General features: G+C 70.7%; 18 protein-coding genes. 10 read left to right on the top strand and 8 right to left on the bottom strand.

Going from position 1 to position 17,492, the window contains the following annotated elements; translation table 11 throughout:
• Positions 1–84 precede the first annotated feature (84 nt).
• From ACFVIU_RS24110 to ACFVIU_RS24125, 4 genes are all read left to right on the top strand, one after another.
• A complete protein-coding gene (locus tag ACFVIU_RS24110) occupies positions 85–1,065 on the top strand; it encodes a ribose-phosphate diphosphokinase (protein WP_385844934.1) in 981 nt (326 codons plus the stop codon).
• Positions 1,066–1,299: 234 nt separating this feature from the next.
• Complete coding sequence (locus ACFVIU_RS24115; protein WP_385844935.1) at positions 1,300–1,893, top strand: 50S ribosomal protein L25/general stress protein Ctc; 594 nt, start codon at positions 1,300–1,302, stop codon at positions 1,891–1,893.
• 88 nt (positions 1,894–1,981) lie between these two features.
• A complete protein-coding gene (pth, locus tag ACFVIU_RS24120) occupies positions 1,982–2,584 on the top strand; it encodes an aminoacyl-tRNA hydrolase (RefSeq protein ID WP_385844937.1) in 603 nt (200 codons plus the stop codon).
• 100 nt (positions 2,585–2,684) lie between these two features.
• Positions 2,685–3,215: a hypothetical protein gene (locus ACFVIU_RS24125; RefSeq protein WP_385844939.1), complete on the top strand. Its 531-nt coding sequence runs from the start codon at positions 2,685–2,687 to the stop codon at positions 3,213–3,215.
• Positions 3,216–3,294: 79 nt separating this feature from the next.
• On the opposite strand, the gene ppc is transcribed toward ACFVIU_RS24125, so the two are convergent.
• Positions 3,295–6,027 carry a phosphoenolpyruvate carboxylase gene (gene ppc, locus ACFVIU_RS24130; RefSeq protein WP_385844940.1) on the bottom strand — a complete coding sequence of 911 codons (2,733 nt, stop codon included), beginning with the start codon at positions 6,025–6,027 and terminating at the stop codon, positions 3,295–3,297.
• Positions 6,028–6,331: 304 nt separating this feature from the next.
• Between ppc and ACFVIU_RS24135 the strand changes: the two genes are divergently transcribed.
• Together ACFVIU_RS24135 and ACFVIU_RS24140 are read left to right on the top strand one after the other, a co-directional pair.
• Entirely contained in the window at positions 6,332–7,339 is a 1,008-nt protein-coding gene (locus tag ACFVIU_RS24135; RefSeq protein WP_385844941.1) for an acyl-CoA desaturase, read from the top strand.
• Complete coding sequence (locus ACFVIU_RS24140) at positions 7,336–8,013, top strand: TetR family transcriptional regulator (RefSeq protein ID WP_385844942.1); 678 nt, start codon at positions 7,336–7,338, stop codon at positions 8,011–8,013. The genes ACFVIU_RS24135 and ACFVIU_RS24140 overlap by 4 nt, the downstream gene beginning before the upstream one ends.
• An 8-nt stretch (positions 8,014–8,021) precedes the next feature.
• Here ACFVIU_RS24140 and ACFVIU_RS24145 read toward each other — a convergent pair whose 3' ends face one another.
• Both ACFVIU_RS24145 and ACFVIU_RS24150 read right to left on the bottom strand, forming a co-directional pair.
• Complete coding sequence (locus ACFVIU_RS24145) at positions 8,022–8,381, bottom strand: VOC family protein (protein WP_385844944.1); 360 nt, start codon at positions 8,379–8,381, stop codon at positions 8,022–8,024.
• A gap of 2 nt (positions 8,382–8,383) precedes the next feature.
• Positions 8,384–9,199: a trans-aconitate 2-methyltransferase gene (locus tag ACFVIU_RS24150; protein WP_385844945.1), complete on the bottom strand. Its 816-nt coding sequence runs from the start codon at positions 9,197–9,199 to the stop codon at positions 8,384–8,386.
• A gap of 88 nt (positions 9,200–9,287) precedes the next feature.
• Here ACFVIU_RS24150 and tamR point away from each other — a divergent pair, with 88 nt between their 5' ends.
• Entirely contained in the window at positions 9,288–9,785 is a 498-nt protein-coding gene (gene tamR / locus ACFVIU_RS24155) for a MarR family transcriptional regulator TamR (protein WP_031169761.1), read from the top strand.
• On the opposite strand, the gene ACFVIU_RS24160 is transcribed toward tamR, so the two are convergent.
• Positions 9,744–10,514, bottom strand: coding sequence for a LuxR C-terminal-related transcriptional regulator (locus tag ACFVIU_RS24160; protein WP_385844947.1), 771 nt, complete (start codon positions 10,512–10,514; stop codon positions 9,744–9,746). The genes tamR and ACFVIU_RS24160 overlap by 42 nt on opposite strands.
• Before the next feature lie 177 nt (positions 10,515–10,691).
• Between ACFVIU_RS24160 and ACFVIU_RS24165 the strand changes: the two genes are divergently transcribed.
• Complete coding sequence (locus ACFVIU_RS24165) at positions 10,692–11,135, top strand: GNAT family N-acetyltransferase (protein WP_385844948.1); 444 nt, start codon at positions 10,692–10,694, stop codon at positions 11,133–11,135.
• Positions 11,136–11,148: 13 nt separating this feature from the next.
• Here the strand turns inward: ACFVIU_RS24165 and galK are convergent, their stop codons facing one another.
• From galK to galT, 3 genes are read right to left on the bottom strand one after another with little or no spacing between them, the layout of a single operon-like run.
• Entirely contained in the window at positions 11,149–12,303 is a 1,155-nt protein-coding gene (gene galK / locus ACFVIU_RS24170; protein ID WP_385844950.1) for a galactokinase, read from the bottom strand.
• Complete coding sequence (gene galE, locus ACFVIU_RS24175; protein ID WP_385844951.1) at positions 12,303–13,265, bottom strand: UDP-glucose 4-epimerase GalE; 963 nt, start codon at positions 13,263–13,265, stop codon at positions 12,303–12,305. The genes galK and galE overlap by 1 nt, the downstream gene beginning before the upstream one ends.
• Positions 13,262–14,323: a galactose-1-phosphate uridylyltransferase gene (gene galT, locus ACFVIU_RS24180; protein ID WP_385844953.1), complete on the bottom strand. Its 1,062-nt coding sequence runs from the start codon at positions 14,321–14,323 to the stop codon at positions 13,262–13,264. Before galT ends, galE begins: the two co-directional genes overlap by 4 nt.
• Positions 14,324–14,536: 213 nt before the next feature.
• On the opposite strand from galT, the gene ACFVIU_RS24185 reads away from it, so the two are divergent.
• On the top strand, positions 14,537–16,228 hold the full coding sequence (locus ACFVIU_RS24185; protein ID WP_385844954.1) for a sodium:solute symporter family protein: 1,692 nt from the start codon (positions 14,537–14,539) through the stop codon (positions 16,226–16,228).
• 21 nt (positions 16,229–16,249) lie between these two features.
• Complete coding sequence (locus tag ACFVIU_RS24190) at positions 16,250–16,585, top strand: hypothetical protein (RefSeq protein WP_385844956.1); 336 nt, start codon at positions 16,250–16,252, stop codon at positions 16,583–16,585.
• 19 nt (positions 16,586–16,604) lie between these two features.
• Here ACFVIU_RS24190 and ACFVIU_RS24195 read toward each other — a convergent pair whose 3' ends face one another.
• Positions 16,605–17,300 (bottom strand): LuxR C-terminal-related transcriptional regulator, encoded by a 696-nt coding sequence (locus tag ACFVIU_RS24195; RefSeq protein WP_385844957.1) that lies wholly within the window; start codon positions 17,298–17,300, stop codon positions 16,605–16,607.
• Positions 17,301–17,492 lie beyond the last annotated feature (192 nt).

Genomic DNA, 17,492 nt, shown 5'->3' on the forward strand with positions numbered 1-17,492 from the left:
CCAGCTGGTTTCGGCCTCTCTTGCCCAGACGGGAGGTCGTAGACGGCGCCGGCTGGCTGAGACAACCTCTGAGGAGACTGTGCTGTGACCGGGATCAAGACGACCGGCGAGAAGAAGATGATGTTCTTCTCCGGCCGCGCCCACCCCGAGCTTGCCGAGGAGGTCGCCCAGCAGTTGGGTGTCGGGGTTGTCCCGACGAAGGCCTTCGACTTCGCGAACGGCGAGATCTATGTCCGCTATCAGGAGTCGGCGCGTGGTGCGGACTGTTTCCTGATCCAGAGCCACACGGCTCCGATCAACAAGTGGATCATGGAGCAGTTGATCATGATCGACGCGCTGAAGCGTGCGTCGGCGCGCTCCATCACGGTGATCGTGCCGTTCTACGGGTATGCGCGGCAGGACAAGAAGCACCGTGGTCGTGAGCCGATCTCGGCGCGGCTGATCGCGGATCTGATGAAGACGGCGGGTGCGGACCGCATCCTGACGGTGGATCTGCACACGGATCAGATCCAGGGCTTCTTCGACGGTCCGGTGGATCATCTGTTCGCGCTGCCACTGCTGGCCGACTATGTGGGCCGGAAGGTGGACCGGGACAAGCTGACGGTGGTGTCTCCGGACGCGGGCCGGGTGCGGGTGGCGGACCGCTGGTGCGACCGGCTGGGTGCGCCGCTGGCGATCGTGCACAAGCGCCGGGACAAGGACGTGGCGAACCAGGTGACGGTCCACGAGGTCGTGGGTGAGGTCAAGGGTCGTGTCTGTGTGCTGGTGGACGACATGATCGACACGGGTGGCACGATCTGTGCGGCGGCGGACGCGCTGTTCGCGCATGGTGCGGAGGACGTCATCGTGACGGCGACGCACGGTGTGCTGTCGGGTCCGGCGGCGGACCGGCTGAAGAACTCGCGGGTGAGCGAGTTCGTGTTCACGAACACGCTGCCGACGCCGGCGGAGCTGGGTCGTGACCTGGACAAGATCACGGTGTTGTCGATCGCTCCGACGATCGCGAGTGCGGTGCGTGAGGTGTTCGAGGATGGTTCGGTGACCAGCCTCTTCGACGAGCAGTGAGGTTTCTGCAACCCCACTGTGGAACCCGGCTCCGACCCCGCTCCGCGAGGTAGCCGGAGATCCTTTTGAATGCGGCCTCCCCCTCCGAGTAGACTGCTCCAGTTGCTCGGCGAGGGAGGCCGTACTCCGTTTCGGCGGAAGGTACGGCGGTCCGTTATCGACGCGCTCTTCGTAGCAGGCCGTTCGTGGCCGGGTGACCACGTCCGTTCCGATTTCCTACGAGGAGTGATCCATATGTCCGAGGTGAAGCTCGCCGCCGAGACCCGTACCGAGTTCGGCAAGGGTGCCGCCCGTCGCATCCGCCGTGACAACAAGGTTCCGGTCGTTCTCTACGGTCACGGCTCCGACCCGCTGCACCTGACCCTCCCGGGCCACGACCTGCTGCTGGCGCTGCGTACGCCGAACGTCCTGATCTCCCTGGACATCGACGGCAAGACCAACGAGCTGGCGATCCCGAAGGCCGTGCAGCGCGACCCGCTGAAGGGCTTCCTGGAGCACGTCGACCTGCTGCTGGTCAAGCGTGGCGAGAAGGTCACGGTCGAGATCCCGGTGCACACCGAGGGCGAGCTGGCCCCGGGTGGCAACCTGCTGGAGCACGTCCTGGCCGCGCTGCCGGTCGAGGCCGAGGCCACGCACATCCCCGAGGCCGTCACGGTCTCCGTCGAGGGCCTGGCGGCCGGTGCCTCGGTGCACGCCAAGGACATCACCCTGCCGAACGGTGTGACGCTGGCCGTGGACGCCGACGCCGTCGTGCTCCAGGTGCTCCAGGCGCAGGCCGAGGAGACCGAGGGTGAGGCCGCCGAGGGCGAAGAGGCCGCCGAGGCCTGAGTTCCGGCAGTCTGCCCACAGCGGTAGCTGTTCGTTCCAGCCGCTGCTTCCCTTGGGGAGCAGCGGCTGTTGCCTTGCGTGAGGAGAGATGGACGTGACCACCCCCGCCAGTGCCCCCTGGCTGATCGTCGGGCTCGGGAATCCCGGGCCGGAGTACGCCATGAACCGGCACAACGTCGGTTTCATGGTGGTGGACCTGCTCGCCGAACGGATCGGCGGGAAGTTCAAGCGGGCCGGCAAGGCGCAGGCGCAGGTGCTGGAGGGGCGGATCGGTCCGGCGGGTCCGGCGAACCGCCGGGTGATCCTGGCCAAGCCGATGTCGTACATGAACCTGTCCGGCGGTCCGGTGAACGCGCTGAAGGACTTCTACAAGGTGCCGGTGGCGAACATCGTCGCGGTCCATGACGAGCTGGACATCGACTACGGCACGCTGCGGCTGAAGCTGGGCGGTGGCGACAACGGGCACAACGGTCTGAAGTCGATGACGAAGGCGATGGGCGCGGACTATCACCGGGTCCGGTTCGGGATCGGGCGGCCGCCGGGGCGGATGCAGGTGGCGGACTTCGTGCTGAAGGATTTCGGGTCGGCGGAGCGCAAGGAGCTGGACTACTTCGTGGACCGGGCGGCGGACGCGGTGGAGTGTCTGGTGACCGAGGGCCTGGAGCGGGCGCAGGGCGCGTACAACTCCTGAGCCATTGGCCCGTACGACTCCTGAGCCATCGGGCCGTACAACTCCTGACATGTGCTTCTACGGCGGACAGCGAGGTTGACCGCCCGTACGGGTATGGCCAATGATCCCGGCCATGCCTGCCACAGCCAGCACTGCCCGTAGGGGCTCCGCCCGTCAGGGGTCCGTCGCCGCGTTGCGGTTCGGCCGGGTCGCGGCGGCGGGTCTGGTCGCCGCTGTGATCCTGTTCGCCGGGGTGTGGGGTTCCTGGGGCACCGCGCAGCACGTGATGCTGACCAAGGGCCGGGAGCAGGGCACGGTGCGGGTGACGTCCTGCGCGGGCGGCTCGTGCAGTGGCCCGTTCCGGCCGGTCTCGGCGGGGGCGCGGGCCCGCGCGCGGGTGGAGCTGGCGGAGTCGGTCGCGGTGCGCGAGGGGCGGACGTACGACGTGGTGTTGAAGCCCGGCACGGGGGACGCGGTGCGGTCGGGTCCGGCGGGGGTGCTGTACGCGTGGCTGCCGCTGGCCGGGGCGTTGCTGCTGGCGTCGGTGGTGGTGGGCGGCGGGATGCGGCTGCGGCGGTCGGCGTGGGCGCTGGGCCTGTCGGGCGTGGCGTTGCTGACGGCGGCCTTTCTCGCGGTGCAGACGGGTGGGTGAGCCCCACACGGCAGAAGAGGGTGCCCCCGGGGTCGTACGACCTCGGGGGCACCCTTTTCTGCTGTGGGGGGTCCGGTGATCAGCCGGTGTTGCGCAGGCCCGCCGCGACGCCGTTGACGGTGAGGAGGAGGGCGCGGGAGAGCAGCGGGTCGGGGCTGACGCCGGCCTCCGTGGCTTCGCGCTGCCGCTTGAGCAGGGCGACCTGGAGGTAGGAGATGGGGTCCAGGTAGGCGTCGCGGATGGCGAAGGTCTGCTTGAGGACGGGCTGGGCGTCGAGGAGTTCGTTCTCGCCGGTGACGCGCAGGACCTCGCGGACGGTCAGTTCGTGTTCGGCCTTGATGGTGTCGAAGACGTGCTTGAGCTCGTCGGGGACGAGGGTGTCGACGTAGTGCTGGGCGATGCGCAGGTCGGTCTTGGCGAGGGTCATCTCGACGTTGGAGATGAAGTTGCGGAAGAAGTGCCACTGCTGGTGCATCTCGTCGAGCACGGTGTCCAGGCCGGCCTCGCGCAGGGCCTTGAGGCCGGAGCCGACGCCGAACCAGCCGGGGACGATCTGCCGGGACTGGGTCCAGCCGAACACCCACGGGATGGCGCGCAGTCCGTCGAGGGAGACGCCGGAGCCGGGGCGGCGGGAGGGCCGTGAGCCGAGGTGCAGGTCGGCGAGCTGGTCGACCGGGGTGGAGGCGAGGAAGTAGGTCGGCAGGTCGGGGTCCTCGACCAGGCGGCGGTAGGCGGCGTGGGCGGCGTCGGAGACGACGTCCATGGCGGCGTCCCAGCGGGCGAGGGCCTCGTCGGACTGGCGGGGCGCGGTGTGCAGGGCGGAGGCCTGGAGGGTGGCCGCGACGGTCAGTTCGAGGTTCTCCCGGGCGAGGGAGGGGATGAGGTACTTGTCGGAGATGACCTCGCCCTGTTCGGTGACCTTGATCTCGCCTTCCAGGGTGCCCCAGGGCTGGGCGAGGATCGCGTCGTGGGAGGGGCCGCCGCCGCGGCCGACGGTGCCGCCGCGGCCGTGGAAGAGGCGCAGTCGTACGCCGTAGCGGTGGGCGACGTCGCGCAGTCGGCGCTGGGCGCGGTGGATCTCCCACTGGCTGGTGGTGATGCCGCCGAACTTCGAGGAGTCGGAGTAGCCGAGCATGACCTCCTGGACGTCGCCGCGCAGCGCGACCAGGCGCCGGTAGGACGGGTCGGAGAGCATGTCCTCGAGGATGGTGTCGGCGGCCTTCAGCTCGTCGGTGGTCTCCAGGAGCGGGACGATGCCGATCTTCGCCCAGCCGGCGTGCAGGTCGATCAGGCCGGCCTCGCGGGCGAGGACGGCGGCGGCGAAGACGTCGTCGGCGCCCTGGCACATGGAGATGATGTACGACTCGATGACCTCGGGGCCGAAGACCTCCAGGGCCTTCTTGACGGTCTGGAAGACGCCGAGGGTCTTGGCGCCGGCGGCGTCGACGGGGGCCGGGGTGGAGGCGAGCGGGCGGCGGGAGCGGAGTTCCTTGGCGAGGAGCTTGGCCCGGTACTCGCGGGGCATGTCGGCGTAGCGCCAGGACTCCTCGCCGAGGCGGTCGAAGAGCTGGCCGAGGGCGTGGTGGTGGGCGTCGGCGTGTTCGCGGACGTCCATGGTGGCGAGCTGGAGGCCGAAGGCGGCGAGGGTGCGGATGGTGCGGCCGAGGCGGCCGTCGGCGAACAGGGTGCCGCGGTGCTCGCGCAGGGAGGTCTGGATGATCCGCAGGTCCTGGAGGAGTTCGCCGGTGCCGAGGTAGTCGCGGCCGGGCTCGTGCGGGGTGCCCTTGGCGAGGCGCTGCTTGGTGTTCTCCAGCTTCTGCCGGATGCAGGTGGCCTTGAGCCGGTAGGGCTCCTCGGCGTTGAGGCGCTTGTAGCGGGGGCTGATCTCGGGGAGCTGTTCGAGGTCGCGTTCGAGGGACTGGAGCAGTTCGTCGGTGGCGCCCGCGTAGCGGATGGAGTTGGAGAGCAGGCCGCGCAGCTCGTCGATCATCTCCAGGGCGTCGTTGATGCCGTGTTCGTGCTGGAGGATGAGGACGTCCCAGGTGACCTGGGGGGTGACGTTGGGGTTGCCGTCGCGGTCGCCGCCGATCCAGGTGCCGAAGGTGAGCGGGCGGGTGTCGTCGGGGAGCTTGACCCCGACCCGTTCCAGCTCGGCGGTGAGGTCCTCCAGGACGTCGCCGACGGCGTCGGCGTGCAGTTCGTCCAGGTAGTAGATGGCGTTGCGGGCCTCGTCGGCGGGTTCCGGGCGGACGACGCGCAGTTCGTCGGTCTGCCAGACCAGGTCGATGTTCTCGGCGAGGCGGACGTCGTGGCGGCGGCGGTCGGTGTCGAGGACGGGGGTGTCCAGGAGCGCGGCGATGCGCCGGAGCTTGTTGAGTACCGACCGGCGTGCGGCCTCGGTGGGGTGGGCGGTGAAGACCGGGCGGACGTTGAGGTTCTGGACGGTCTGCCGCAGGTGCTCGGGGTCGGCGTCCTTGAGCCGGTCGGCGGTGCGGGAGAGCAGGCCGCCCTCGGCGGCGCGCCGGGCGCGCAGTTCGCGGCCGCGGTGTACCTGCTCGGTGATGTTCGCCAGGTGGAAGTAGGTGGAGAAGGCGCGGACCAGCTTGGCCGCGGTCTCCAGTTCGGTGCCGCGCAGCAGCTCGGCGGCGGCCTCGCCGTCCTCGCGGGTGAGGCGGCGGACCTTCTCGACCAGTTCCAGGAGCTCGGGGCCCTCCTGCCGTACGAGCGTCTCGCCCAGGAGATCACCCAGTCGGCGGATGTCGGCGCGCAGCTCGCTGCCGGTCGTGGTGGTCTGGTCGTCGGCACTGCTCACAGGTGCGGCTCCTTGCAGTGTTGAAGCTCGTCTGGGAGGGAACCCGGCGTCTGCCACGCGGCGGGTGCCGCATACGGGCCGGAGCGTCCGGGAAGGAAACTTCAGCGGACCGCGCTGTCCGACCGTCTCCAAGGATAGGTGTCGAGGCGGACGCGCTGGCCCGTGGGGCTCTTGCCGCCGGGTGACACGCTGCCATACTTACGTCGCCGTAGGTTACGGAACCGTAGGGAAGTGCCTTCGAGTCCCGCACGGCTCCGGCTGCCCGGCATCTCCGGCCCGAATCCTCGACCCCCCAGGGGACCGCATGACATCACGTTCCGATGTGATCGACGAAGCCCGTACGGCCAACGACACTCTTTCCCCCTCCGCCACGCTGGGCGGCGAGCAGAAGCGTTCGATCGAGCAGATCACGCTGCTCCTGTTCATCACCGTGCCGTTCCTGGCACTGGTGGCGGCCGTGCCGCTGGCGTGGGGCTGGGGGGTGAGCTGGCTCGATGTGGGCCTGCTGGTGTTCTTCTACTTCCTCGGGTGCCACGGCATCACGATCGGTTTCCACCGGTACTTCACCCATGGTTCGTTCAAGGCGAAGCGGCCGCTGCGGATCGCGCTGGCGGTCATGGGGTCGCTGGCGGTGGAGGGACCGCTGGTGCGCTGGGTGGCCGACCACCGCAGGCACCACAAGTTCTCCGACGCGGAGGGTGACCCGCACTCGCCGTGGCGGTACGGCGAGACGGTTCCGGCGCTGCTCAAGGGCCTGTGGTGGGCCCATGTCGGCTGGATGTTCGACGAGGAGCAGACGCCGCAGGAGAAGTACGCCCCGGATCTGGTCAAGGACCCGGCGATGCGGGCGGTTTCCCGCCTGTTCGTGCTGTGGACCGCGGTGTCGCTGCTGCTGCCGCCGCTGATCGGTGGTCTGGTGACGATGTCCTGGTGGGGCGCGTTCACCGCGTTCTTCTGGGGTTCACTCGTACGAGTGGCGCTGTTGCACCATGTGACGTGGTCGATCAACTCGATCTGCCACGCGGTGGGCAAGCGGCCGTTCAGGTCGCGGGACCGTTCGGGCAACGTGTGGTGGCTGGCGGTGCTGTCCTGCGGCGAGTCCTGGCACAACCTGCACCACGCCGACCCGACCTCCGCGCGGCACGGTGTGATGCGCGGCCAGATCGACTCCTCGGCGCGGTTCATCCGCTGGTTCGAGCTGCTCGGCTGGGCGTACGACGTGCGCTGGCCGTCACGCTCGCGTATCGATTCGCGCCGGAACACCGCGGAAGGCGGCGCCCGGCGGCGGAGGGAGACCGCGAAGGCGGCATGATTGACGCCGTGGCGACCGATTCGAGCAGCACTTCCGGCAGTGACAAGCAACGGCGGACCCGCCGGACCCGTATGACCGGTGCCGAGCGCCGCCAGCAGCTGCTGGAGATCGGTCGCACGCTCTTCGCGGCGAAGGGGTTCGAGGGCACCTCGGTGGAGGAGATCGCGGCGAAGGCCGGGGTGTCCAAGCCGGTGGTGTACGAGCACTTCGGCGGCAAGGAGGGGCTGTACGCGGTGGTCGTGGACCGGGAGATGCGGCGGCTGCTGGACATGGTCACCGGCTCGCTCACGGCCGGGCATCCCCGGGAGCTGTGCGAGCAGGCGGCGTTCGCGCTGCTGGACTACATCGAGGAGTACACGGACGGCTTCCGGATCCTGGTCCGTGACTCGCCGATCCCGCAGTCGACGGGGTCCTTCGCCTCGCTGATCTCGGACATCGCGACGCAGGTGGAGGACATCCTGGGTCGCGAGTTCAAGTCCCGCGGCTTCGATCCGAAGCTGGCCCCCCTGTATGCCCAGGCGCTGGTCGGCATGGTCGCGCTGACCGGCCAGTGGTGGCTGGACGTGCGCCGCCCGAGGAAGGCGGAGGTGGCGGCGCACCTGGTGAACCTGGCCTGGCACGGCCTGGACGGCCTGGAGCAGAAGCCCCGGCTGATAGGTCACCGCAAGGCGTAGGAGCGGCCCTAGCGGGGCTGGAGGAATTCCAGCCGGTTGCCGACGGGGTCCTCGGAGTAGCAGCGCAGATGGCCGGGCAGGTCGTCGTCCCAGGTGACCGAGGCGCCGTGGGCGGTGATCCGGGCGGCGTACGCCTGGATGTCGGTGACCCTGAGCCCGGGGTGGGCCTTCTTCGCCGGGCGGAAGTCCTTCTCGATGCCCAGGTGGAGCTGGACGGTCCCGGCCTGGAACCAGCAGCCGCCGCGGGCGGCCAGGACCGGCGGCTTGGGGATCTCGGTCATGCCGAGGGCGTCCACGTAGTACGCGCGCAGGGCGTCCTCCGTGCCGGGCGGGGCGGCCAGCTGGACGTGGTCGATGGCGGCGAGCACGGTCAGACCTCCTTGACGGCGACGGCGAAGAGCCGGCGGAAGGGCAGGACCGTGCCGTAGGGGGCACGGGGGTACGCCTGGCGGAGCAGGTCGCGGTACTCGGTGACGAACGCGTCCCGGGCCTCGGGGTCGTCGGCGAGCACGGTCAGCGCGGGCCGCAGCCCGGTGCCCCGCACCCAGTCCAGGACCGGGTCCTCGCCCTTCAGGACGTGGAAGTACGTCGTCTGCCACACGTCGGTGGCGCAGCCGAGGCGGGCGAGGCGGTCCAGATAGGCGCCGGGGCTGTGGACGGAGTCGGTGGCGCGCAGGACGTCGCCGAGCCGGGACTTCCAGCGGGGGGTGGCGGCGAGGTCGCGCATCAGGGCGTGCAGGGGCGCGTCGATGTTGTCGGGGATCTGGAAGGCGAAGGTGCCGCCGGGGCGCAGGGCGGCGGTCCAGTCGGCGAAGCGGTCGGCGTGGCCCGGCACCCAGTGGAGCGTGGCGTTGCTGATGATCACGTCGTACGGCTCGGCGGGCGTCCAGGTGCGGGCGTCGGCGTGGGCGAACTCCAGCCGTCCTCCGCCGGGCGTGGGCCCGGCCTGTTCGGTGTGGGCGCGGTCGAGCATCTCGGGCGAGTTGTCGTAGCCGGTGATGTGGGCGGTGGGCCAGCGTTCGGCGAGCAGGGCGGTGGCGTTGCCGGGGCCGCAGCCGAGGTCGGCGATCCGGGGCCGGCCGGTCGAGGGCGGTTCGGGCACCCGGGCGAGCAGGTCGGCGAAGGGGCGGGCGCGGTGGCCGGCGTGGCGGAGGTACTGGGCGGGGTCCCAGGCGGGGTTGGTCATGGCACCACTGTCCCCACCCCGCTATCTCGATGTCAAGAGACTCGACATCAAGAGACTTCACGTCGACACAACCACTACACTGATCTCCATGGAGGACGAGGTCGATCGGCTGGTCGCAGCGTGGCGCCGGGAGCGTCCGGACCTCGACGTGGAGCCGCTGGAAGTGCTCAGCCGGGTGAGTCGGCTCGCCCGGCACCTGGACCGTGCGCGCCGGCTGGCGTTCGCCGAGCACCAGCTGGAGCCCTGGGAGTTCGATGTGCTGACCGCGCTGCGGCGCGCGGGCACGCCGTACCAGCTCTCCCCCGGACAGCTGCTGACGCAGACCCTGGTCACCTCGGGCACGATGACCAACCGGATCGACCGGCTGGCCAAGAAGGGCCTGGTGGAGCGGTTGCCGGACCCGAGTGACCGGCGGGGCGTGCTGGTGCGGCTGACCGACACCGGCCGGGACCGCGCCGACCAGGCGCTCGCGGGCCTGCTGGAGCAGGAGCGGGCGATCCTGGGCGAGCTGTCCCGGGCCCAGCGTGCGGAACTGGCCGGCCTGCTACGCCAGCTGACCGCCCCGTTCGACAACATCCCCGGCTAGGTCCGCCGGCCCGACCCCGGCCCGCCGGGCCAGCGCCACGGCGGCCAGGGTGGAGTGGACGCCCAGCTTGCCGAGGACGTTCTGCATATGGGTGCGCACGGTGTGCGGGGAGAGGTAGAGCCGCTCGGCTACGGCCTTGCGGCCCAGGCCCGCGACCATGCAGCGCAGCACCTCGCGCTCCCTCGGGGTGAGGGACTCCACCAGCCGCTCGCTCTCGGTGCGGTGCCTGCGGGCCGCGGTCAGCTCCCGGAGCACCCCGGTGAGCAGGGCCGGCGGCAGATGGGTCTCGTCCCGCAGCACGCCCCGGATCACCGCCAGCAGCCGGGACAGCGAGCAGTCCTTGGCCACCCAGCCGGAGGCGCCGGCCTGGAGGGCGAGCGCCGCCCGCCGGGGATCGTCCTTCTCTGCGAGGACGACGGTCCGCACGGCCGGCTGCGCCGAACGCACCCCGGCGACCAGCGAGATGCCGTCGACCAGTCCCTCCTCGTTGCCCGCCCGCACCGGCACGGCCGGGCGGGCGCCGGGCGGCAGCCGGCCGCCGAGGTCGGCGTCGACGAGGAGGACGTCGAAGCGGCGGCCCTCGGCGGCCGCACGCTCCAGACACCGCAGCGCGGCGGGGCCGCTGCCGGCGGCCGAGACCTCGACGTCGGGCTCGGCGGCCAGTGCGGCGGCCAGCGACTCGGCGAAGATGCGGTGGTCGTCCACGACCAGGACTCGGATACGAACCACAAAACCCCCACTGGTACGTGCAGAGAGAGCTACCCCCACCACGGGCTTCGTACCCGGCCGTCTCGCCCCCTGATCGGCACCGGCCCCCACCGGCACCGCTCCTCAGAGTACGGCTGGGCGCCGACAGGGGAAGGCGGTTTGCGGAACTGGCCGAACAGCGCGTTTAGGGTGAGCCGCATGTTTCGTATTGAGGCAGAAGTCGACAAGGAACGGCGCGATCTGCTCCGCTCCCGCCTCCGCGACACCAACACCGCGGCCTCGCCGGTCCTGCGCGCGCTGCGGGGCACCCCGGGCGAGCGGGAGGTACCGGTGCACGTGTGGGCCCTGGACGCCTCCGGTGATCTGGCGGGCGGCCTGGTCGGCCATACCTGGACGACCTGGCTGCACATCACCTACCTGTGGGTGGACGCCCGTCACCGGGGCGCGGGCCTGGGCTCGCGCCTGCTCACCGAGGCGGAGCGCGTCGCCGCCGGCCGCGGCTGCACCGGCGCCCGGCTGGAAACGTGGGACTTCCAGGCCCCGGACTTCTACCGCAAGCAGGGCTACGAGGTGGTCGGCGTGATCCCCGACTACCCGCCGGGGATCACGGAGTACACCCTGACCAAACGGCTGACCGGCTAGCCGGGCGACCGGCTCAGCTCAGCCGGAGCGCCCCCGGCGACGGCACCGCCTCGAAGACGCGCGGGGCGGTGTGGCCGTTCGCCGCGAAGGCGTCCTCGACCGCCTTGGTGAGCGTCTCCACGTCGGCCGTCTCCGCGAGGACGATCGCCGAGCCGCCGAAGCCGCCGCCGGTCATCCGGGCGCCGAGGGCGCCGTTCGCCAGGGCGGTGTCGACGACCAGGTCCAGCTCCGGGCAGGAGACGCGGAAGTCGTCGCGCAGCGAGGCGTGGCCCTCGGTGAGGACGGGGCCGATCGCGCGGATCTCGCCGGAGCGGAGCAGCGCCACGGCCCGCTCCACCCGCTGGTCCTCGGTCACCACGTGCCGGACCAGCCGGACGACCTCCTCCTCGTCGCCCAACCGGGCGAGGGCCGCGTCGAGTTCGCCGTAGGGGATGTCCCGGAGGGCGTCGACGCCGAGCAGGGCGGCGCCCTTCTCGCAGCCGGCACGGCGCTTGCCGTACTCGCCGCCGCTGTGGGCGTGCGTGACCCGGGTGTCGACCACCAGCAGGCGCAGGCCCTCGGCCGCGAGGTCGAAGGGGATCTGCTGCTGGGAGAGGTCGCGGGTGTCGAGGAAGAGCGCGTGGCCCTCCTCGCAGCAGGCGGACGCCGTCTGGTCCATGATGCCGGTCGGCGCGCCGACGTAGACGTTCTCGGCGCGCTGGCAGACCCGGGCCAGCTGCCAGCGCTCCAGGCCGAGGCCGTACAGGTCGTTCAGCGCCAGGGCGACGACGACCTCCAGGGCCGCCGAGGAGGACAGGCCCCCGCCGGTGGGGACCGTGGAGGACAGGTGGATGTCCGCGCCGGTCACCGGGTGGCCCGCCTCGCGCAGCGCCCAGGCGACGCCCGCGGGGTAGGCCGTCCAGCCCTCGGTGCGCTGCGGCGCGAGGTCGTCCAGGCGCAGCTCGACCGGGCCGCCCTCGATGTCCGCCGAGTGCAGGCGCAGCCGGCCGTCACTGCGCCGGGAGACGGCCGCGGTCGCCCGGTGCGGCAGGGCGAACGGCATGACGAAGCCGTCGTTGTAGTCGGTGTGCTCGCCGATCAGGTTGACCCGGCCGGGCGCCGCCCAGACGCCCTCCGGCTCGGCGCCGTACAGCTCGGCGAAGCGCTCCGCGACCTGTTGTGCCCCCACTACTGCTCCCTTGCGATGTGCTGCGCGAACTGCCAGGCGTCCGCGACGATGTCCGCGAGATCCGTGCGGGACGGGTTCCAGCCCAGCTTCTCGCGGGCCGTGTCCGCCGAGGCGACCAGGACCGCGGGGTCGCCGCCGCGGCGCGGGGCGATCACCTCCGGGATGGGGTGGCCGGTGACCTGGCGGACGGTCTCGACGACCTCGCGGACGGAGAAGCCGTTGCCGTTGCCGAGGTTGCAGATGAGGTGCTCGCCCGGGGTGGCGGCCTGTACGGCCAGCAGGTGGGCCTCGGCCAGGTCCGCGACGTGGATGTAGTCGCGGATGCAGGTGCCGTCGGGGGTCGGGTAGTCGTCGCCGTAGACCGAGATCGCGTCGCGGCGGCCCTGGGCGACCTGGAGCACCAGCGGGATCAGGTGCGACTCGGGGTCGTGCCGCTCGCCGTGGACGCCGTAGGCGCCCGCGACGTTGAAGTAGCGCAGGGAGACCGCCGCCAGGCCGTGGGCGTGCGCCTCACTGGTGATCATGTGGTCGACGGCGAGCTTGCTGGCGCCGTAGGGGTTGGTCGGCCGCGTGGCGGCGCTCTCCACGATCGGGACCTGCTCCGGCTCGCCGTAGGTGGCGGCCGTGGAGGAGAACACCAGCCGGCGTACGCCCGCCTCGCGCATGGCGCCGAGCAGGGCGAGCGAGCCGGCCACGTTGTTGTCCCAGTACTTCTCCGGCTTCACCACCGACTCGCCGACCTGCGAGCAGGCGGCGAAGTGCAGCACGCCGTCGTAGGACGGGTCGAGCCACTTGGCGGCGTCGCGGATGTCGCCCTCGACGAAGGCCGCGCCGGCGGGCACGCCCTCGCGGAATCCGGTGGAGAGGTTGTCGAGGACGGTGACCTCGTGGCCGGCCTCCAGCAGGTGCTGGGCCACGACACTGCCGACGTAACCCGCGCCACCCGTCACCAGGTACTTCATGAAGTCGCTACCTCTCGCAGTCGCTCGGCCGCGCGCTCCGGCGGCACGTCGTTGATGAACACGCTCATGCCGGACTCGGAACCCGCGAGAAACTTCAGCTTGCCGGAAGTGCGGCGGATGGTGAAAAGCTCGAGGTGCAGCGCGAAGTCGTCGCGGGTGACACCGTCGAACTCCTCCAGCGCGCCGAACGGGGCCTGGTGCCAGGCCGCGATGTAGGGCGTCGGAGGCTCCCCCTCGCCGAAGATACGGTCGAAGCGCCTCAAGAGTTCCAGATAGACCTGGGGGAACTCTGTGCGCGCGGCCTCGTCCAGCGCGAGCAGGTCCGGCACCCGGCGCTTGGGGTACAGGTGGACCTCGTACGGCCAGTGCGCCGCGTACGGCACGAACGCCGCCCAGTGTTCACCCTCAAGGACGACCCGCTCACCGGCGAGTTCCCGGGCCAGGACCGCGTCGAAGAGGTTCTCCCCGCCGCTCGCGTCCCTGTGCGCGGCGAGCGAGCGGAGCATCAGCGCGGTGCGCGGGGTGGTGAAGGGGTAGGCGTAGATCTGTCCGTGCGGGTGGCCCAGGGTCACACCGATCTCGGCACCCCGGTTCTCGAAACAGAACACCTGCTCGACGGAGGGCAGATGCGACAGCTCCGACGTGCGGTCCGTCCAGGCGTCCAGCACCAGGCGCGCCTGCTCCTCGGTGAGGTCGGCGAAGGAGGCCTCGTGGTCGGAGGTGAAGCACACCACCTCGCAGCGGCCGGAGTCGCCGGCGAGCGAGGGGAAGCGGTTCTCGAAGACGACGACGTCGTACGACGAGTCCGGGATCTCGCTGAGCCGGTCACCCTGGGTCGGGCACAGGGGGCACTCGTCGGCCGGCGGGTGGTAGGTGCGCCCCTGGCGGTGGGAGGCGACGGCGATGGCGTCGCCGAGCAGCGCGTCCCGGCGGACCTCGGACGTGGTGACCGTGCGGTCCAGCGGACGGCGGTCGACCGCGTCGCGCACGGTGTCGTCGCGGAGGTCGTAGTAGATCAGTTCACGACCGTCGGCCAGCCGGGTCGAGGTCTTCTTCACGCCGGACTCCTTGTTCGAGCGCCCCGGGGCGGCGCCCCTGGGGGCGTGTCCGCACCCACTCACTCACTCAACACAATCAAACATAACAGACCACACTCGACCACGACTCCGACCATCACAATCAAACAAAGAACACCACCAGAAGTGTTCAATTAACGAACTCGGAGGCGTAGGTTCCGCCCTGGACCAGTTCGCGCAACGAAGCGAGTACTCATGCAAACCCCCACATACGGCCACCTCGATCTGGCGGCGGGGCTACGGCTCCCGACCAACGGGCTCGACTACACGATCCTGGCGATCTACTTCGTCGTCGTGCTGGGCATCGGCTTCGCGGCCCGCCGCTCGGTGAAGACCAGCCTCGACTTCTTCCTGTCCGGACGCTCGCTGCCCGCCTGGATCACCGGTCTCGCCTTCATCTCGGCGAACCTGGCGGCCACCGAGATCCTGGGCATGGCGGCGAACAGCGCCCAGTACGGCGCGTACACCGTGCACTGGTACTGGATCGGCGCCATCCCGGCCATGGTCTTCCTGGGCCTGGTGATGATGCCCTTCTACTACGGCAGCAAGGTCCGCTCGGTCCCCGAGTTCCTGCTGCTGCGCTTCGACCGGGCCGCCCATCTGCTCAGTTCGGTCCTGTTCGCCTTCGCGGCCATCCTGATCGCCGGCGTCAACCTGTACGCCCTCGCGATCGTCGTCGAGGCGCTGCTCGGCTGGCCGCAATGGGTGGCGATCGTGGTGGCCGGCGCCTTCGTCCTCGCCTACATCACCCTGGGCGGCCTGTCCTCGGCGATCTACAACGAGGTGCTCCAGTTCTTCGTGATCCTGGCCGCCCTGATCCCGATCACCGTCCTCGGCCTGAAGAAGGTCGGCGGCTGGGGCGGGCTGACCGACAAGCTGACCGCCACGCACGGCGCGAACTTCACCACCGCGTGGGGCGGTACCGGCATCGGCCACGCCAACCCGCTCGGCGCGAACTGGCTGACCATCGTCCTCGGCCTCGGCTTCGTGCTGTCCTTCGGCTACTGGACGACCAACTTCGCCGAGGTGCAGCGCGCGCTGTCCGCGAAGAACCTCTCCGCCGGCCAGCGCACCCCGCTGATCGCCGCCTACCCGAAGATCTTCATCGTCTTCCTGGTGATGATCCCGGGCCTGGTCGCCGCCGCCGTCGTCCCGCACTTCGGCACCCCCGCCTCGGGCTACCAGTACAACGACGCCATCCCCTACCTGATGCAGGAGCTGCTGCCCAACGGTGTGCTCGGCATCGCGGTCACCGGTCTGCTGGCCGCCTTCATGGCCGGCATGGCGGCCAACGTCTCGTCCTTCAACACGGTGTTCACCAACGACATCTGGGCCAAGTACGTCGTCACCGACCGCGAGGACGGCTACTACGTCCGCTTCGGCCGGCTGATCACCGCGATCGGTGTCCTGGCCTCCGTCGGCACGGCCTTCCTGGCGTCCTCGTTCTCGAACATCATGAGCTACCTCCAGACGCTGTTCTCCTTCTTCAACGTGCCGATGTTCGTCGTCTTCATCGTCGGCATGTTCTGGAAGCGCGCGTCCGTGAAGTCCGGCTTCTGGGGCCTGCTCGCCGGCACCGCCACGGCGATGATCAACTACTTCGTCCTCTACAAGAAGGGCATCATCTCCATCCCGTCCGACCAGGGCGCCAACTTCGTCTCGGCCATCGCGGGCTTCGTCGCCGGCGCGGTCGTGATGGTCGCGGTGTCCCTGTTCACCAGGCCGAAGCCGGCCGAGGAGCTCCAGGGCCTGGTCTACGGCACCCGCTCCCCGGGCATGTCCGAGCCGCCGGCCGCCGGCGACGACGCCTGGTACCGCAAGCCCGCCCTGCTGGGCTGGGGCGCGGTCGTCCTGGCCGCCGCCTGCTACATCCCGTTCTCGTTCTGACGCGGGAGGATCGAGGAAACCATGTCCGAACACTCCGAGCCGCGTCGTCACGACCACTACACCGAGGAAGACCTCCAGCGGGAGGTCACCGACCTCGAGAGCAAGTCCGCGACCGCGGCGCGCATCTTCGACCTGCGCCGCATCATCGGCGGCCTGTTCGTGGTCTACGGCGTCATCGTCACCATCACCGGCATCACCGACTCCCAGGCGGCGATCGACAAGGCACAGGGCGTCAACATCAACCTGTGGACCGGGATCGGCATGCTCCTGCTGGGCATCTTCTTCCTGGCCTGGCTGAAGCTGCGCCCCACCCCGCCGCCGCTGCCCCCGGAGGGCCTGCCGGAGGAGAAGGAGTAGCACCGCTTCGGGGCCGGAGTCAGAGCAGCTCCGGCCCCCCGCCCTCCCTGGGCACAGCCGCCCTGTCCAGCAGCCCCGTCCGTGCCGCCAGCGCCGCCGCCTCCAGCCGCGACCCCACGCCCAGCTTCATCAGCACCCGCTGCACATGCGTCCGCGCCGTGCTCGGCGCGATCCCCATGCCCGCCGCGATCAGCCGTGTGTCCTCGCCGTCGGCCACCCGCACCAGGACCTCCACCTCCCGCGGTGTGAGCACCCCCAGCAACCGCTGCGCCTCGTCGTCCGGCTGCGCCGCGGGATTGAGCAGCTCCCCGAAGGCCCCCTGGAGCAGCTGCGGCGCCACCGCCGCCTCCCCGGCCCGCGCCTTCATGATCGCCCGCTCGACACCCTCTATCCGCTCGTCGTGCCGCACATACCCCGACGCCCCGGCCGCGAAGGCCGCCGCTATGCCCCGCGGCGACGGCACCGGCCCCAGCACCACCACCGCCACCTGCGGCCGCTCACGCTTGATCTTCACCACCGGATCGAACGCCCCGGGCTCGGCCGGCGCCGCCGTACCCAGCAGGCACACCTCCGGCGCCCGCGCGATCACCAGGTCCGCCGCGCCCGCGGCCGGCGCCGCCGCGGCGAGCACCCGGTGCCCGCGCAGCTTCAGTGCCGACGCCAGCGCCTCCGCGAGCAGGCGATGGTCGTCGACGACCATGAGCCGCACTCCCATAGAGCAACCCCCCAGTACGTGAGGCCCCCCGGCCCCCCGGCCCCTTCATGCCCCCGGAAGCTACACGCTTGTTCGACGTCGCGCTGCCCCTCTTCATGAGAAGTGGGGGGGGGGGGGGGGGTGGGGGGGGGGGGGGGGGGGGGGGCGCGCGGGGGGGGGGGGGGGGGGGGGGGGGGCGGCGGAGCGCGCCGC

Source organism: Streptomyces sp. NPDC127190, assembly GCF_042672505.1.
Taxonomy (GTDB): Bacteria; Actinomycetota; Actinomycetes; order Streptomycetales; family Streptomycetaceae; genus Streptomyces.

Bases quoted from the DNA above. Each gene is read 5' to 3' on its own strand.
- ACFVIU_RS24115 (WP_385844935.1), top strand. From the start codon at position 1,300: ATGTCCGAGGTGAAGCTCGCCGCCGAGACCCGTACCGAGTTCGGCAAG.
- pth (WP_385844937.1), top strand. From the start codon at position 1,982: ATGGACGTGACCACCCCCGCCAGTGCCCCCTGGCTGATCGTCGGGCTC.
- ACFVIU_RS24125 (WP_385844939.1), top strand. From the start codon at position 2,685: ATGATCCCGGCCATGCCTGCCACAGCCAGCACTGCCCGTAGGGGCTCC.
- ACFVIU_RS24135 (WP_385844941.1), top strand. From the start codon at position 6,332: ATGACATCACGTTCCGATGTGATCGACGAAGCCCGTACGGCCAACGAC.
- ACFVIU_RS24140 (WP_385844942.1), top strand. From the start codon at position 7,336: ATGATTGACGCCGTGGCGACCGATTCGAGCAGCACTTCCGGCAGTGAC.
- ACFVIU_RS24150 (WP_385844945.1), bottom strand. From the start codon at position 9,199: ATGACCAACCCCGCCTGGGACCCCGCCCAGTACCTCCGCCACGCCGGC.
- tamR (WP_031169761.1), top strand. From the start codon at position 9,288: ATGGAGGACGAGGTCGATCGGCTGGTCGCAGCGTGGCGCCGGGAGCGT.
- ACFVIU_RS24165 (WP_385844948.1), top strand. From the start codon at position 10,692: ATGTTTCGTATTGAGGCAGAAGTCGACAAGGAACGGCGCGATCTGCTC.
- galE (WP_385844951.1), bottom strand. From the start codon at position 13,265: ATGAAGTACCTGGTGACGGGTGGCGCGGGTTACGTCGGCAGTGTCGTG.
- ACFVIU_RS24185 (WP_385844954.1), top strand. From the start codon at position 14,537: ATGCAAACCCCCACATACGGCCACCTCGATCTGGCGGCGGGGCTACGG.
- ACFVIU_RS24190 (WP_385844956.1), top strand. From the start codon at position 16,250: ATGTCCGAACACTCCGAGCCGCGTCGTCACGACCACTACACCGAGGAA.
- ACFVIU_RS24195 (WP_385844957.1), bottom strand. From the start codon at position 17,300: ATGGGAGTGCGGCTCATGGTCGTCGACGACCATCGCCTGCTCGCGGAG.